Annotated in this window: 16 protein-coding genes; 7 read left to right on the top strand and 9 right to left on the bottom strand. The window is 61.3% G+C overall.

What is annotated here, in order from left to right; all coding sequences use genetic code 11:
- Window positions 1–4: 4 nt before the first annotated feature.
- Window positions 5–2,095 carry a 4-alpha-glucanotransferase gene (gene malQ, locus ACUXAC_RS23605; RefSeq protein ID WP_149571543.1) on the top strand — a complete coding sequence of 697 codons (2,091 nt, stop codon included), beginning with the start codon at window positions 5–7 and terminating at the stop codon, window positions 2,093–2,095.
- Window positions 2,096–2,164: 69 nt separating this feature from the next.
- Here the strand turns inward: malQ and nfuA are convergent, their stop codons facing one another.
- Both nfuA and gntX read right to left on the bottom strand, forming a co-directional pair.
- Entirely contained in the window at window positions 2,165–2,740 is a 576-nt protein-coding gene (gene nfuA, locus ACUXAC_RS23600; protein WP_033631902.1) for a Fe-S biogenesis protein NfuA, read from the bottom strand.
- Window positions 2,741–2,798: 58 nt separating this feature from the next.
- A complete protein-coding gene (gene gntX, locus ACUXAC_RS23595) occupies window positions 2,799–3,482 on the bottom strand; it encodes a DNA utilization protein GntX (RefSeq protein ID WP_060441391.1) in 684 nt (227 codons plus the stop codon).
- 40 nt (window positions 3,483–3,522) lie between these two features.
- Here gntX and bioH point away from each other — a divergent pair, with 40 nt between their 5' ends.
- Both bioH and ACUXAC_RS23585 read left to right on the top strand, forming a co-directional pair.
- Window positions 3,523–4,293 (top strand): pimeloyl-ACP methyl ester esterase BioH, encoded by a 771-nt coding sequence (gene bioH / locus ACUXAC_RS23590; protein ID WP_387445129.1) that lies wholly within the window; start codon window positions 3,523–3,525, stop codon window positions 4,291–4,293.
- Between the two features lie 270 nt (window positions 4,294–4,563).
- Window positions 4,564–4,848 carry a YdgH/BhsA/McbA-like domain containing protein gene (locus ACUXAC_RS23585; protein ID WP_049202818.1) on the top strand — a complete coding sequence of 95 codons (285 nt, stop codon included), beginning with the start codon at window positions 4,564–4,566 and terminating at the stop codon, window positions 4,846–4,848.
- Between the two features lie 41 nt (window positions 4,849–4,889).
- On the opposite strand, the gene ACUXAC_RS23580 is transcribed toward ACUXAC_RS23585, so the two are convergent.
- The 5 genes from ACUXAC_RS23580 to greB all read right to left on the bottom strand — a co-directional run bounded on the left by ACUXAC_RS23580 (window position 4,890) and on the right by greB (window position 11,312).
- Window positions 4,890–5,129: a FeoC-like transcriptional regulator gene (locus ACUXAC_RS23580; protein ID WP_048232091.1), complete on the bottom strand. Its 240-nt coding sequence runs from the start codon at window positions 5,127–5,129 to the stop codon at window positions 4,890–4,892.
- Window positions 5,129–7,444, bottom strand: coding sequence for a Fe(2+) transporter permease subunit FeoB (gene feoB / locus ACUXAC_RS23575; RefSeq protein WP_387445126.1), 2,316 nt, complete (start codon window positions 7,442–7,444; stop codon window positions 5,129–5,131). Before feoB ends, ACUXAC_RS23580 begins: the two co-directional genes overlap by 1 nt.
- 72 nt (window positions 7,445–7,516) lie before the next feature.
- The gene (feoA, locus tag ACUXAC_RS23570; protein WP_038878234.1) at window positions 7,517–7,741 is read right to left on the bottom strand and encodes a ferrous iron transporter A; all 225 of its coding nucleotides are present in this window, start codon (window positions 7,739–7,741) and stop codon (window positions 7,517–7,519) included.
- 606 nt (window positions 7,742–8,347) lie between these two features.
- Window positions 8,348–10,681: a Tex family protein gene (locus ACUXAC_RS23565; protein ID WP_387445124.1), complete on the bottom strand. Its 2,334-nt coding sequence runs from the start codon at window positions 10,679–10,681 to the stop codon at window positions 8,348–8,350.
- Window positions 10,682–10,838: 157 nt separating this feature from the next.
- Complete coding sequence (gene greB / locus ACUXAC_RS23560; protein WP_038878177.1) at window positions 10,839–11,312, bottom strand: transcription elongation factor GreB; 474 nt, start codon at window positions 11,310–11,312, stop codon at window positions 10,839–10,841.
- A gap of 230 nt (window positions 11,313–11,542) precedes the next feature.
- Here greB and cbpA point away from each other — a divergent pair, with 230 nt between their 5' ends.
- From cbpA to envZ, 4 genes are all read left to right on the top strand, one after another.
- Window positions 11,543–12,505: a curved DNA-binding protein gene (gene cbpA / locus ACUXAC_RS23555; protein ID WP_060424513.1), complete on the top strand. Its 963-nt coding sequence runs from the start codon at window positions 11,543–11,545 to the stop codon at window positions 12,503–12,505.
- A gap of 5 nt (window positions 12,506–12,510) precedes the next feature.
- Window positions 12,511–12,816 (top strand): chaperone modulator CbpM, encoded by a 306-nt coding sequence (locus ACUXAC_RS23550; protein ID WP_049202813.1) that lies wholly within the window; start codon window positions 12,511–12,513, stop codon window positions 12,814–12,816.
- Between the two features lie 257 nt (window positions 12,817–13,073).
- Window positions 13,074–13,793 (top strand): osmolarity response regulator transcription factor OmpR, encoded by a 720-nt coding sequence (ompR, locus tag ACUXAC_RS23545; protein ID WP_004709363.1) that lies wholly within the window; start codon window positions 13,074–13,076, stop codon window positions 13,791–13,793.
- Window positions 13,790–15,160, top strand: coding sequence for a two-component system sensor histidine kinase EnvZ (gene envZ, locus ACUXAC_RS23540; protein WP_038881686.1), 1,371 nt, complete (start codon window positions 13,790–13,792; stop codon window positions 15,158–15,160). Before ompR ends, envZ begins: the two co-directional genes overlap by 4 nt.
- Window positions 15,161–15,194: 34 nt before the next feature.
- On the opposite strand, the gene ACUXAC_RS23535 is transcribed toward envZ, so the two are convergent.
- Both ACUXAC_RS23535 and ACUXAC_RS23530 read right to left on the bottom strand, forming a co-directional pair.
- Window positions 15,195–15,674 (bottom strand): type II toxin-antitoxin system VapC family toxin, encoded by a 480-nt coding sequence (locus ACUXAC_RS23535; RefSeq protein WP_387445120.1) that lies wholly within the window; start codon window positions 15,672–15,674, stop codon window positions 15,195–15,197.
- On the bottom strand, window positions 15,671–15,931 hold the full coding sequence (locus ACUXAC_RS23530) for a FitA-like ribbon-helix-helix domain-containing protein (protein WP_015379309.1): 261 nt from the start codon (window positions 15,929–15,931) through the stop codon (window positions 15,671–15,673). The genes ACUXAC_RS23535 and ACUXAC_RS23530 overlap by 4 nt, the downstream gene beginning before the upstream one ends.
- Window positions 15,932–16,018 lie beyond the last annotated feature (87 nt).

Genomic DNA, 16,018 nt, shown 5'->3' with positions numbered 1-16,018 from the left:
GCGAATGGATCGTAAGCGTATCGATCAGGCGGCAGCGCAGGCGGGGATCGCTGCCGATTTCATCAATGCCCACGGCAAGCGGCAGGCGATTGAGCTGGAGACCAAGCGCAAGCTGCTGGCGGCCATGAACCGGGCCGATGCTGCGCAGGAAGGGGCGGCATCGCCGTTGCCGGCGGTCAAGGTGTTCTATCAGGGCGCGCCGCTGGCGCTGACCCCGGCGGGCGAAGGCGACTACCTGTGGGTGCTGCAGCGTGAAGACGGCGAATGCCTGCAGGGGCGCGTCGGCGCGCGCAAGACCCTGACGCTGCCCGGCGACCTGCCGGCGGGGTATCACCAATTGACGCTGAGCCAGGGCGCACGGCAGTGGCCATGCCGAGTGATCGTCGCGCCGAGGCGCTGCTTCGAGCCGGACGCCTTGCTGACCGGCAAGAAACTGTGGGGCGCCTGCGTTCAGCTGTATACGCTGCGTTCCGATCGCAACTGGGGCATCGGCGATTTCGGCGATCTGCGTCTGATGGTGGAGCAGGTGGGGGAGCGCGGCGGTGCCTTCGTCGGTCTCAATCCGATCCATGCGCTGTATCCGGCCAACCCGGAGAGCGCCAGCCCTTACAGCCCCTCGTCGCGCCGCTGGCTGAATCTGGCGTATATCGACGTCAACGCGGTGGAGGATTTCCAGCGCAGCGACGCAGCGCAGCGCTGGTGGCAGAAGCCGGCGACGCAGAAGCAGCTGGCCAAGGCGCGCGCCGCGGAGTGGGTGGATTACACCGCCGTGATGCAGCTGAAGCTGGCGGCGCTGAAGCTGACGTTCCCACTGTTTCAGGCGCGCAAGCCGAACGACGCGCAGCGTCAGGCGTTCGAACGGTTCGTGACTGAGGGCGGCGACAGCCTGTATCAGCAGGCGGCGTTCGACGCGCTGCATGCCCACCTGGCGGCCAAAGACGCCAGCCAGTGGGGATGGCCGGCCTGGCCCGAGGGCTATCGGCGGGGGCAGAGCGAAGCGGTGCGGCAGTTCTGCGACGAACATCAGGACGCGGTCCGCTTTTACCTGTGGTTGCAATGGCTGGCGGCCACGCAGTTTGCGCAGTGTTTTGAGCAGAGCCGGCAGCAGCAGATGCCGATTGGTCTGTATCGCGATCTGGCGGTCGGGGTGGCGGAAGGCGGGGCGGAAACCTGGTGCGACCGCGAGCTGTACTGCCTGAAAGCGTCGGTCGGCGCACCGCCGGACATCCTGGGGCCGCTGGGGCAAAACTGGGGCCTGCCGCCGATGGATCCGCACGTGATGGCGGCGCGCGGTTATCAGCCGTTCATCGATCTTTTGCGCGCCAACATGACCAGCTGCGGCGCGCTGCGTATCGATCACGTCATGGCGCTGCTGCGGCTGTGGTGGATCCCTTATGGCGAAACCGCCGATCGCGGTGCCTACGTCAAATACCCGGTGGACGATCTGCTGGCGGTGCTGGCGCTGGAAAGCCAGCGCCACCGTTGCATGGTGATCGGCGAGGATCTCGGCACCGTGCCGGTAGAGATCGTCGGCAAGCTGCGCGACAGCGGCGTCTATTCCTACAAGGTGCTGTATTTCGAAAGCGACGGTGAACACCATTTCCGCGCGCCACAGGCCTATCCGGTGCAGGCGATGGCGACCATCACTACTCACGATCTGCCGACGTTGCGCGGCTATTGGCAAAGCGGCGATCTGACGCTGGGCAACCGACTGGGGCTCTATCCGGACGCGGAGATCCTGCGGGCGCTGTTCGCCGATCGGGAACGCGCCAAGCAAGGGCTGCTGGACGGGTTGCATCGCTATGGCTGCGTGCCGCAGAAGGTGGGCAAGAGGGCGGCGCTGCTCGGCATGAGCCCGCTGCTTAACCGCGGCCTGCAGCGTTATGTCGCCGACAGCGCCAGCGCCCTGCTCGGCCTGCAGCCGGAAGACTGGCTGGACATGGCCGATCCGGTCAATATTCCCGGCACCAGTGACCAGTACCCTAACTGGCGGCGCAAGCTGACCCAAACGCTGGAGGAGATGTTCGCCGATCCGCGGATAAACCGGCTGCTGAAGGATTTGGACAAACGGCGGCGCAAGGTGTCGGTGGGCTAAAAACGACAATGCCGGAACGGGTTCCCCCTTCCGGCATTGCGTTATCTACCGTGGCGTGAGCGCCGGGTATCAGTAGTAAGAGTGCTCGCCGCGCTGGTGTTCGGTCAGATCACGCACGCCCTTCAGCTCCGGGAACTTCTGCAGCAGCTCTTTCTCGATGCCTTCTTTCAGCGTGACGTCGACCATCGAACAGCCGTTGCAACCGCCGCCGAACTGCAGGATCGCCATGTTGTCGTCGGTGATCTCCATCAGCGTCACGCGGCCGCCGTGGCCCGCCAGCTGTGGGTTGATCTGCGACTGCAGCACGTATTCCACGCGCTCCATCAGCGGCGCGTTGTCATCGACCTTGCGCATTTTGGCGTTCGGCGCCTTCAGCGTCAGCTGAGAACCCAGCTGGTCGGTCACGAAGTCGATTTCGGCGTCTTCCAGATACGGCGCGCTCAGCTCATCGACATAGGCGGACAGTTTGTCGAACTTCAGTTCGGTATCCGTCGCTTCTACCGCGTCCGGCGGGCAATAAGAGACACCGCATTCGGCCGTCGGCGTGCCCGGGTTGATCACGAATACGCGGATTTGGGTGCCTTCTTCTTGATTTGCCAGCAGTTTGGCAAAGTGTTCCTGTGCAGCATCTGTTATACGGATCATAGCATTAGCTCAATAGTTGACTTCTATAGTCGGTTATAATACGCCCATTGCCGTGGCACTACAACGTGCGGCAAACGCACCAGATCTGCACCGAGGCGGCGCCTTGCCGCCGCAGCAGCGCCGCGATCTCCGCGACGGTGCTGCCGGTGGTCACCACGTCATCCACTAGGGCGATATGCCGGCCGGCGACCGAGACGGTGCAGACGAACGCGCGCTGCAGATTGCGCCTGCGTGCTCCGGCGCTCAGCCGCTGTTGCAGGGCGGTCTTGCGTACCCGGCGCAAGGCGGCGGGCCGATAGGGGCAGCCCAGCCAGCGCGCCAGCGGCCGGGCCAGCAGATCGCTCTGGTTATAGCCGCGGCGCCAGCAGCGTGATGCATGCAAGGGTACCGCTAAAATCAGGTCGGGTCTGTTCAGATACTGCTCTCTGCGCGCCTGCTGCCAGCGCAACAGCATCAGGCGCGCCAACGCCGGGGCCAGCTCGGACGCGCGGTGAAACTTGAACCTCTTTACCAGTTGGCTGAGGGGCGCAACGTAGTCGCCGACGAACACCAGCCGTTGCCAGGGCGGCGGCCGTTGCAGGCAGCGGCCGCAGGGCGTTTGCGTTCTCCCGGCGGGCAACCCGCAGCGCGGGCAACACGGTGGGCTGACCGGCAGATGGCGCAGGCAGCAGCTGCAGATGCCATGACGCATCAGGCTCAACGGCTGTCGGCATAGCCAACAGCGGCTGCGGATTGATAGCATAGAGACTCCGAGACGGGTAAGCATGAAAGGACAATAACCAATGACAGCGCTGTACTGGCAAACAATAGGTGAAGGCGAACGCGATCTTGTGCTGCTGCACGGCTGGGGATTGAACGCTGAAGTGTGGAGTTGCATTCAGGCGCGACTGGCGCCGCATTTTCGCCTGCATTTGGTCGATCTGCCGGGATACGGCCGCAGCCAGGGGTTCGGTGCTCCCTCGCTGGAGCAGATGACGGAGATCGTGCTGGCGGCTGCCCCCTCTCAGGCCTGGTGGCTAGGCTGGTCGCTCGGCGGGTTGGTGGCCAGCCAGGCGGCGTTGATGCAGCCGCAGCGCGTCAGTGGGCTTATCACCGTGGCCTCTTCGCCCTGTTTTGCCGCCCGCGATGAGTGGCCGGGGATCCGCCCGGACGTGCTGAGCGGTTTTCAGCACCAGCTGAGCCTGGATTTCCAGCGCACCGTCGAGCGTTTTCTGGCGTTGCAGACGCTGGGCACCGAGAGCGCGCGCCAGGATGCGCGCCAGCTGAAAGCGGTAGTGCTCAACCAGCCGACGCCGAGCGTCGAAGTGTTGAACGGCGGGCTGGAGATCCTGCGCACCGCCGATCTGCGTGCGCCGTTGGCCGCGCTGGAGCTGCCGCTGCTGCGGATTTACGGCTATCTGGACGGGCTGGTGCCGCGCAAGGTCGCCGAGCTGCTCGACGCGGCCTGGCCGAATTCTACGTCGCAGGTCGTGGCCAAAGCCGCCCATGCGCCGTTTATCTCTCATCCCGACGAATTTGTGACGATGATCGAAGCGTTTATTGCAGCACATTGAATGCGGCGGTAAAACGCACGATAGGGCGCGAAAAAAAACGCTGCCGGGTGGATAAAAGACAAAGCTGTTCGATACTTAGTGAGTCAATGCGTTGGCTGCAAAATGAAAAGACCGCGTGCGGCGCTTTTCATTTTGGCGTTTCGTCTCTGGGAAACAGGCCCCGTCAGGGAAAGCAACGAGGCCTGAGGATGTCGCGGCAGCCTGCTGTACTACGCATGGATTCTTGACGGCTTTCATAACAGATAAATTATCCATTGAGAGGTTAGTGTCATGAAATCATTGAAGATGATTATTGCAGCGGCAGTGCTGGGTTCGGTGTCTTTCGGCTCCATGGCGGCAACCCTGCTGACCAAGGAAGATCTGGATAAGAACCCGGGTAAATACGAGAAGATCGGCACCGTGACCACCACGGCGCAGACCACCTCGCCGATGGATGCCAAGGATGAGCTGTCCAAACTGGCGGACGAGAAGGGCGGTCAATACTACGTGATCCTGGCAGGCCGCGAGCACGGTAAATTCAGCGCCATCGCTGAAGTTTACAAAGACAAGCAATAAGCCTTCAACGGCAAGGGGCGCCGCTGCGGCGCCCCTGATCGTCAGGCCTTCAGCCGGTAGAAAACCGTGCTGCACCCCTGGCCCTGCGGGCAGCCTTTGCAACTGCCGCTCAGACAGGCGCCGTCATCCTGTTCGATACGCTCTACTTTTCCCATCGCCGCCAAACGGTCCAGCATCGCCTGCACCAACGGCAGCGGCGTCGCCAGCGATTGGCTGAGCTGCTGCGCCTGAGCGCTGCCAAGCAGCGCCAGCGCATCGCGCACCTGCAGCAGCCCGGCCATCAGTGACAGCTCCCCTTGGCGCCCTGGCAACAGGCCGCCGGCGTAGCGTTGCCCAGGCGCACCGTAACGCGGCTGCGCGCCCGGCGCAGGCCGAACAGCACCAGCAGGTTCACCGCCAGCACCACCAGGATCGCCGTCAGGCTGTACTGCGGGTGTTGGTTGAAGGTGGCCACCTGGTAGAACAGCGTCGCCAGCGAGTAGGCCACGTTCAGCCCCCACAGAATAGAGAAGGTCATCCAGCCGCGGCTCGATTCACGGGCGATGGCGCCCATCACCGAGACGCAAGGCACATACAGCAGCACGAAGATCAGGTAGCTGTAGGCGGAGATGCCGGAGCCGAATTTGCTGCTCATTACGCCCATCGAGCCGACGCCCATCTCGCCGTCGCCCTTGCTGGCTTCGATTGGGTTGGAGAGCACGCTCAGGCTGAAGGTGTTTTTCAGGCCGTCCCAGGTTTCGTTCAGCGCGCCGCCCAGCTCATCGAGCAGGTTGAAGTTGGCGGCGTCGAACGCCTCTTTGTTGATGTGCTCGGCGGTGTACAACGTGTTCAGCGTGCCGACCACCACTTCTTTCGCCATCGCGCCGGTCACCAGGCCGACGGTGGCCTGCCAGTTATCGCTGTGGACGCCCATCGGCTGCAGCAGCGGCGTCAACACCTTGGAGACCGAGGCCAGCGCGGAGTCGTTGATATTGTCGACCGTCTTGCCGCTGAACGAGAAGCTGTTCAGGCCGCCGATGAACATGCTGGCCACCACGATCACCTTACCGGCGCGCAGCACGAAGCCTTTCAGCCGCTGCCAGGTTTGCAGCAGCAGGCTTTTCAGGTGCGGCACGTGGTAGACCGGCAGCTCCATCACGAACGGCGAGGCCTCGCCACGCATGATGGTGTATTTGAGCACCAGACCGGTGAGGATCGCCACCGCAATGCCGAGCATGTACAGCGAGAACACCACCCCGGCGCCGTCCTGGCCGAAGAAAGCGGCGGCGAACACCGCAAAGATCGCCAGACGGGCACCGCACGACATGAACGGCGCCATCATGATGGTGATCAGGCGCTCACGCTGGGCGTCCAGCGTCCGGGCACCCATGATGGACGGCACGTTGCAGCCGAAGCCGACGATCAGCGGCACGAAGGATTTGCCCGGCAGCCCGAGCGCCTGCATCAGGCGGTCCATCACGAACGCCGCGCGCGCCATGTAGCCGGAATCCTCCAGGAAGGACAGGAACAGGTACATCATGCCGATCTGCGGCACCAGCGGCAGCACGGTGTTGATACCACCGCCGATGCCCTGCGCCAGGAAAACGGTCAGCCAGTCGGGGAAGTGCAGGGTGTAGCCGAGCCACTGAATGCCCTGAATGAAGATCGCCGCCGAGCCGATATCGAAGATCGGCTGCAGCGCGCCGCCGATGTTGATCGCCAGCAGGAACATCAGGTACATCACCAGCAGGAAGATCGGCACACCCAGCCAGCGGTTGAGGATCACTTTATCCAGCATCTCGGTCAGGCGGTTGGGCATCGCCTGCTGCGAGTTGCTGACCGCGTCGCACAGGGCGGCGATAGACTGATAGCGCGCGTCGGCGATCACCAGCGCCGGGTCTTCTTGCTGCTGCTGTTGCAACGCCTGGGTGGCCGCAGGCAGCAGTGCGACGGCGGGGCCGGCCAGCCGGTGGCTGTAGATGTCGCCTTCCAGCATCTGCAGCGCCAGCCAGCGGCGCTGTACTGCCGGCAGCGTTTGCGGCATGGCGTCGCTCAGCGTGGCGACCGCTTTCAGCAACCGCGGCGGATAGTTCACCAGCGCCTGCTGTTCGTTGATGTGGTGATTATCGATCATCTGTTTCAGCACGCCGATGCCGTCGGCGCGGGTGGAGACCATCGGCACCACCGGGCAGCCGAGGCGCGCCGACAGCGCGGCGACGTCGATATCGATATGCTGGCTTGTGGCGATGTCGAGCATGTTCAGCGCCACGATGCAGGGAATGCCCAGCTCCAGCAGCTGCAGCGTCAGATAGAGGTTGCGCTCCAGGTTGGAGGCGTCGACCACGTTGATCAGCAGATCGGCGTCGCCGCTCAAAATGTAGTGGCAGGCGATCTGCTCATCGAGCGAGGTTTGCTCTGAAATGGTGGTCAGGGAATAGGTGCCCGGCAAATCGACCAGCCGCACGTCGGACTGCGGGGTCGTGAAATGGCCTTCTTTGCGTTCGACCGTCACGCCCGCCCAGTTGCCGACCCGTTGGCGTGCGCCGGTCAGCTGGTTGAACAGCGTGGTTTTGCCGGAGTTCGGGTTACCGATTAAGCCGATGGTGAGTTTTTTCATAGTTCAGCGTGTCGTCTTCAAGGAGAACAGCGCCGGCGCAAGGGCGCGTCGGCAAACGGAGGGCGTGCCGGCTCAGGACTGGCCGTCGAGCTGCAGCAGCGCCAGATCCTTCCTGCGCAGCACCAGGCTGACGCGGCGAGTTTTAATTTCTATCGGATCGCCCAGCGGCGCGACGCGCACCACGTCGAACGAAGAGCCGGGCAGCATGCCGAGCGATAACAATTTCTGGCGGTAGGCCGGCGCAATTTCACCGGAAAAGCCGACAATCTTATACGTGCGTTTAGGTTGAAGCTGCATGTGATTAACCTTCCGGGTGCCGATGAACATCGGGCTGATGATAATTGGACGTTGCCGGCGAAAATGCCACGCCGTCGGCGGTATTCATCCATAAGGTCATGCAATAAAGTGAGCGCAAATAATAGTAATTATCATTATCGCGTTCAATACAAAAAGTAAGGGTATTGTAACCAATTATTATGGCGACGACAGTTTTTGATGGCGTTGCCTAGATTAATGACGTTTTACCACCGCTGGCGAGCGGGAACAAATGAGAATGACGAGTTAAATCAGTTACGTATTTGTAGCCGAGTTTTCTCGTTTGCAAACTTCGAGGGTTTTTTCCCTTTATTTATTTCCGCCGAAAGGCAATTCAATAACATTATTCCGGCGTAATGCGAGCGGTAACCATTTGTGTTTCGTTCACAATTCGCGAGATGAAACAGGCGTGTTAACGAAGTTGTTAATAAATGGCTGCGGAGAGGATTTTTATTGCCTGAATAATGGGAGGACGGTCACGCAGGAACGGGGCGTAAAAAGATAACGGTTTATTGAGACGGGTCAAAAAATGCCGCAGGTTTTATTCATCAGAAAGGGCGGAGCAGGCTCCGCCCTGACGGTTCTGGCTTAGCGTTTCTTACCGAACGCCGCGGCCAGCGCGTCGCCCATGGCGCTGTTGCCGGCCGGCGCCGCGTTGCGCGGTTTGGCCTTGTTGCCGCCCGCCGAACGGTTGGCGTTGTCGCGCGTTTGCGCCGGCGCATTGCCGCCGCGGCGCGGCGAACCTTCGCCCGGTTGCTCATCCAGCCGCATGCTCAGCGCGATGCGTTTGCGTTGCAGATCGACTTCCATCACCTTCACTTTGACGATGTCGCCGGCCTTCACCACGGTATGCGGATCTTCAACGAACTTGTCCGCCAGCGAGGAGATGTGCACCAGGCCGTCCTGATGCACGCCGATATCCACGAAGGCGCCGAAGTTGGTGACGTTGGTGACCGATCCTTCGAGGATCATGCCCACCTGCAGATCGTTGAGGGTTTCCACGCCTTCGGCAAAGGTCGCGGTTTTGAACTCCGGACGCGGATCGCGGCCCGGTTTCTCCAGCTCTTTCAGGATGTCGGTAACCGTCGGCACGCCGAACTTGTCGTCGGTGAAATCGACCGCTTTGAGACTGCGCACCGCCGAAGCGTTGCCCATCAGGTCCTGCAGCGCCTGCTCGGTAGCGGCCAGAATGCGTTGCACCACCGGGTAGGCTTCCGGGTGAACGGTCGAAGCGTCCAGCGGATTGTCGCCGTGGTTGATGCGCAGGAAGCCGGCGCACTGTTCGAAGGCCTTCGGCCCCAGACGGCTGACCTTCAGCAGCTGTTCACGGTTGCTGAAGCGGCCGTTCTCGTCGCGCCAGTTGACGATGTTCTGGGCCATCATGCGCGTCAGGCCGGCCACGCGGGTCAGCAACGGCACCGACGCAGTGTTCAGGTCGACGCCGACGGCGTTCACGCAGTCTTCCACCACCGAGTCCAGCTTCTTCGCCAGCTGGCTCTGGCTGACGTCATGCTGATACTGGCCGACGCCGATGGATTTCGGGTCGATCTTCACCAGCTCCGCCAGCGGATCCTGCAGGCGACGGGCAATGGACACCGCGCCACGCAGCGACACGTCGAGATCCGGGAATTCCTGCGCCGCCAGTTCGGACGCGGAATACACCGACGCACCCGCTTCGCTGACGATCACTTTCTGCGCCCGGACGTCGCTGAACTGCTTTTGCAGGTCGAGATAGAAACGCTCGGTTTCACGCGAAGCGGTGCCGTTGCCGATCGCCACCAGTTCCACGTGGTGTTTGATGCACAGCGCCGCGACGATGGTGGCGGCTTTGGCCGCTTGCCCGGTGTGCGGGTAGACGGTGTCGGTGGCCACCAGCTTGCCGGTCGCGTCGACCACGGCGACTTTCACCCCGGTGCGCAGGCCAGGATCGAGGCCCATGGTGGCGCGCATGCCGGCCGGTGCGGCCATCAACAGATCATGCATGTTGCGGGCGAACACGTTGATCGCTTCGTCTTCCGCGCGTTCGCGCACCGTGCCCATCAGCTCGGTTTCCAGGTGCAGCAGCACCTTGATGCGCCAGGTCCAGTTGACCACCGCCTTGCGCCAGGCGTCGGCCGGGGCGTTGTTCAGGCGCAGGTTGAGGTGGTTGATGATGATCAGCTCCGCCTGGCTTTCGCGCGGCGCTTCCTCAAACTGCGGATCGGCGTTCAGCGCCAGCTGCAGCACGCCTTCGTTGCGGCCGCGGAACATCGCCAGCGCGCGGTGCGAAGGCACCTGAGAAATCGGTTCGTGGTGATCGAAGTAGTCGCGGAACTTGGCGCCTTCTTCTTCCTTGCCCTCGACCACTTTGGACACCAGATGGGCGTTTTTCCACAGGTAGTCGCGCACCTTGGCCAGCAGCGCGGCGTCTTCGGCGAAGCGCTCCATCAGGATATAGCGCGCGCCGTCGAGGGCGGCTTTGACGTCCGCCACGCCCTTGTCGGCATCGACGTAGCGTTCAGCCAGCTGTTCCGGCTGCTGTTGCGGATCCTGCCACAGCGCGTCCGCCAGCGGTTCCAGACCGGCCTCGATGGCGATCTGGCCGCGGGTGCGGCGCTTCGGTTTGTACGGCAGGTAGAGGTCTTCGAGTTCGGTCTTGCTCAGCGTGGCGTTGATCGCCCCCGCCAGTTGTTCGGTCAGTTTGCCCTGTTCATCGATCGACTTCAGGATGGTCTGGCGACGATCTTCCAGTTCACGCAGATAACCCAGGCGGGTTTCCAGCTGGCGCAGTTGGGTGTCGTCCAGGCCCCCGGTGACTTCCTTACGATAGCGTGCAATAAAGGGCACGGTATTACCTTCATCCAGCAGACGGATGGCGGAGTCGACTTGCTCCGGCCGGGCCTGCAGTTCTGTTGCAATAATGCGGCTCAGTGGGTCATTCATAGGTCTGGTATCTGTATTGAGAACGGTGAATAAACAGGGGACAGTTATACGGATTGATCGCGGAAAATGCCAGCGGAGCGGGCCGCCGCCGCGCGGCCGCGGCGTGGAGAACAGCTCAGGCGGTGGCGTTGGCGGCGGTTCGGAAAAAGCTGAAAGCTTACTTCGGGTAGTCTATCTCGTTCACGTACCACTGCGCCTCGCCCAGCGGCGTATTGACGGTGGCGACGTCCCCGACCTCTTTTTTCAGCAGGGCGCGCGCCATCGGCGCGTCGATGGAGATGTAATCCTTGCGGCCGAAGATCTCGTCGTAACCGACGATGCGAAAGCGTTTGGTCTCGCCGTCTTCGTTCTCTACTTCCACCCAGGCGCCGAAGAACACTTTGCCTTCCTGCTGCGGGGAGTAATCGACGATCTTCAGCTGCTCCAGGCATTTGGTCAGATAGCGGACGCGGCGGTCAATTTCGCGCAGCCGCTTCTTGTTGTACTGGTAGTCGGCGTTTTCGCTTCTGTCGCCCAGGCTGGCGGCCCAGGTCACTTTCTTGGTCACCTCGGGGCGTTCTTCGCGCCAGAGGTAATCCAGCTCTTGTTTGAGCTTGTCATACCCTTCACGGGTTATCAGTTGAGTTCTCATCGTGATTTATCTTTATGGGGCCACCGCCACAGTGTACGTGAATGCGCAGGGCTTTAGAAATGGCGTGGGGGCCTGCGCGTTGTCGCACGGTTTTTATTCAGTTTGCGCAGCTTTTAACAATCGGGAGTATGCTTAGCGATAGCGGAAAAGGAATGTGACGAAAGGAGGATATCTGGCGAGAGAGACAAGGAATTTTGGCGCACAACCCAACACATTGAAGGTATTACCGCATGGAATTTAAAGATTACTACGCAACGATGGGCGTTGAGCCCAACGCCGATCTGAAAACCATCAAAACGGCCTACCGCCGGCTGGCGCGTAAATATCACCCTGACGTGAGCACCGAAGAAGACGCCGAGAGCAAATTCAAGGAGCTGGCCGAAGCCTATGAGGTGCTGAAGGACGAAGAGCGCCGCGCCGAGTACGATCAGATCCGGCTGCACCGCAACGATCCGAACTTTGGCCGCCAGGCGCGCGGCGAGCACGGTGGCTATCAGCAGAGCGCTTCATGGCATGGCGGCGGTGCCGACGCACAAGACTTCTCCGATTTCTTCGAAAGCATGTTCGGCGGGCGTGCGGCAGGCGGGCACCGCTCCGCTTCGCACTCGCACGGTGGGCATGGCTTCCGCGGCCAGGATCTCGAGATGGAGGTGCCGCTGTTCCTCGAGGAAACGCTGCATGGCCAAAGCCGCGAGATCGCCTACAAGCTGCCGGTGTACGACGAGCTGGGGCGGCAGGTGAGCGAAGCCAGCAAAACGCTGAACGTGAAAATCCCGGCCGGCGTGGGCGACGGCGAGCGCATTCGCCTCAAGGGGCAGGGCGTTGCCGGCGTGGGCGGCGGCCAGAACGGCGACCTGTATCTGGTCATCCGCCTCGCGCCGCATCCGCTGTTCGAGATTGACGGCCACAACCTGAGCATCGTGGCGCCGCTCGCCCCGTGGGAAGCGGCGCTGGGGGCCAGCATCGAGGTGCCGACGCTGACCGGCAAAATCGCGCTGACCGTGCCGGCCGGCAGCCAGAGCGGCAAACGGCTGCGGGTCAAGGGCAAGGGGCTGGCGGGCAAGAAAGAGCCCGGCGATCTGTATGTCATTCTCAAGGTGGTGATGCCGCCGAAGCCGAACGAGAAGGCCAGCGCCCTGTGGCGAGAACTGGCTGAACAGGCGGCGTTCAACCCGCGCGCGGAATGGGAGTAAAGCACATGATGAAAAAAGAGATCACATTCACCGTGGTGGAACTGTGTCAGAGGGTGGAGATTTCAGAGGATGAGCTGGTCGAGATCGTCGGCCTGGGCGTGATCGTGCCGCTGGAGCCGGCGCAGCCGAGCTGGGAGTTCGATTACCCGGCGCTGAGCCATCTGCAGCGTGCGCGCAGGCTGCGGGCCGAACTGGATCTGGATTGGCCGGGGATCGCCATGGCGCTGACGCTGCTCGACCGGGTTGATGCACTGCAGCAAGAGAACCGGCAGCTGCGCCGGCAACTGGCGCGTTTCCTGCAGACTTCCTGACTCGTCGTCAAAACGCCACCGTGCGGTTTGCCGGTGGCGAAATTGCGTAAAATTGGGCCACTGCCCCACATTGCGCCGATAAAGGGCGAAATTTTGACGAACCCCCGTCGACATTCGATGAAAATTGTTGATAAATGGGGAAAAGAATAAGCTTTGTAACAATTTCGTCTAGAATACATACCATTAAACGCTGTCTCAAATGGCAAGGTTTTCTAACAATATTCGAGTCAGGCAATAAAGCCTTTGGGAGTAATACCATGCAAGAGAATCATAAGATCCTGGTTGTCGATGATGACATGCGCCTGCGCGCGCTTTTAGAACGTTATTTAACCGAGCAGGGCTTCCAGGTTCGCAGCGTTGCCAACGCTGAGCAAATGGATCGCTTGCTGACACGTGAATCCTTCCATCTGATGGTGCTCGATCTGATGTTGCCGGGCGAAGATGGGCTGTCCATCTGCCGCCGCCTGCGCAGCCAGAGCAACCCTATGCCGATCATTATGGTCACCGCCAAAGGCGAAGAGGTCGATCGCATCGTGGGGCTGGAAATCGGCGCCGACGACTACATTCCTAAGCCGTTCAACCCGCGTGAGCTGTTGGCTCGCATCCGCGCGGTGCTGCGCCGCCAGGCTAACGAACTGCCGGGCGCGCCTTCGCAGGAAGAAGCGGTGATCGCGTTCGGCAAATTCAAACTGAACCTCGGCACCCGCGAGATGTTCCGCGAAGATGAACCGATGCCGTTGACCAGCGGCGAGTTCGCGGTCCTGAAGGCGCTGGTCAGCCACCCGCGTGAACCACTGTCGCGCGATAAGCTGATGAACCTGGCGCGTGGCCGCGAATACAGCGCCATGGAGCGCTCCATCGACGTGCAGATCTCGCGCCTGCGCCGCATGGTGGAAGAAGATCCGGCGCATCCGCGTTATATCCAGACCGTTTGGGGTCTCGGCTACGTGTTCGTCCCGGACGGCAGTAAGGCATGAGGCGATTGCGCTTTTCACCGCGTAGCTCGTTTGCCCGAACCCTGTTGTTGATCGTCACCTTGCTGTTCGTCAGCCTGGTGACGACCTATCTGGTGGTGCTGAACTTCGCCATCCTGCCCAGCCTGCAGCAGTTCAACAAGGTATTGGCGTACGAAGTGCGTATGCTGATGACCGATCGGCTGCAGCTGGAGGACGGCACGCTGCTGGAAGTGCCGCCAGCGTTCCGCCGTGAGATCTACCGCGAACTGGGCATCTCTCTCTACACCAACTCGGCGGCGGAGGAGAGCGGCCTGCGCTGGGCGCAGCACTACCAGTTCCTCAGCCAGCAGATGGCGCAGCAGCTCGGCGGGCCGACCGATGTGCGGGTGGAGGTGAACAAGAACTCCCCGGTGGTGTGGCTGAAAACCTGGCTGCAGCCCGATATCTGGGTGCGCGTACCGCTGACGGAAATCCACCAGGGCGACTTCTCTCCGCTGTTCCGCTATACGCTGGCGATCATGCTACTGGCGATCGGCGGCGCCTGGCTATTTATCCGCATTCAAAACCGCCCGCTGGTGGAGCTGGAACATGCGGCGCTGCAGGTGGGCAAGGGCATCATTCCGCCGCCGCTGCGCGAGTATGGCGCTTCCGAAGTGCGGTCGGTGACTCGCGCATTCAATCAGATGGCGTCGGGCGTCAAGCAGCTGGCGGACGACCGCACCTTGCTGATGGCCGGGGTCAGCCATGACCTGCGCACGCCGTTGACGCGCATCCGGCTGGCGACGGAGATGATGAGCGCCGAAGACGGCTATCTGGCCGAGTCGATCAATAAAGACATCGAAGAGTGCAACGCCATCATCGAGCAGTTCATCGATTACCTGCGCACCGGGCAGGAGATGCCGACCGAAAGCAGCGATCTGAACGCCATTTTGGGCGAGGTGGTCGCGGCGGAGAGCGGCTATGAGCGGGTGATTGAAACCGCGCTGTCGCCGGGCGAGCTGATGATGAACGTGCATCCGCTGTCGATTAAGCGGGCGGCGGTGAACATGGTGGTGAACGCGGCACGTTACGGCAACGGCTGGATCAAGGTCAGCAGCGGCCGTGAGCTGCAGCGCGGCTGGTTCCAGGTGGAGGATGACGGCCCGGGCATCAAACCGGAAGAATTGAAGCATCTGTTGCAGCCGTTCGTACGCGGTGACAGCGCGCGCAGCACCAGCGGCACCGGTCTGGGGCTGGCGATCGTGCAGCGCATTATCGACGCGCACGACGGCGAACTGGATATCGGCACCAGCGAACGCGGCGGGCTATTGATCCGCGCGTATATTCCGTTGCCGATGGAGAAAAAAGAGTCGGCCAACGGCCATCAAACCGCCAGGGAAAACGCCTGACGCTCTTGGCGCGGGCCGCGTTGCTGCGGCCCCGTCAGGACTTCCTGCTCATCACGTAGTATTCCGCCGCATCCTCATGCAACCGACGGCCGGTCGGCGCCTGCCACGGATCGATTAACTCGATGCCGCAGTGGAGGAAGTCTTTGGTGTTGCGGGTGGCCAGGGCGGCACCGTAATGCAGGCAGGTGGCGGCGATTTGGGTATCCGGCATGCTGACGCCAATGCCTCGGCGGCGATTGGCGCCCATTAATTCCGCATGCTGCATCGCACAGCCGACGTCAAAGGGTAAGATTCTGTCTGAAAACTCTTCCTGCAGCATGTCGCCGAGGTTAGTTTGCAGTTCGAGCTGTTTCTTGCCGTGAGGCCTGCAGGCGATGCCCGTATACAGCTCCGCAACCACGATGGCGCTCAAATAGAACCGATACGTATCCTGCTCATCTAACCAGCGCAATACATTGTAGTGAGGCGCCGGCCGCAGCAATTCCGAAACGACGTTGGTATCCAGCACAATCATTTTTCATCGTCTTCATCAAAGTTGACAATACGATGAGGGGCTTCATCACGTGGGGGGATCTCCAACTCAACGCCGCCGAATTCGGCGAAGTACTGATGCATGCGTGTTCCTAACCCATAGCGCGGCGGTTTTTTCACCAGCGCCTGTTTCAGGATCATGCGCGCTTCCTCTTCCATAGAATGGCCGTTTTTCGCCGCTGAAATACGCAGCAGCTCTTTGATTTCGTCGTCCAGATTTCTGACGGTGATAGTAGCCATTGAAACCTCCTTTGCTATCAATGATTGCATTGACTTATTTTCTCGCCTTGCTGGTTAAAAAGCAATCGCTGAAAATAAAAAAAGGCG

The organism is Serratia sp. 121840015-1, from assembly GCF_053627655.1.
Note: the sequence above shows the minus strand (reverse complement) of the source record. Positions and strands in the feature narration are given on the sequence as shown.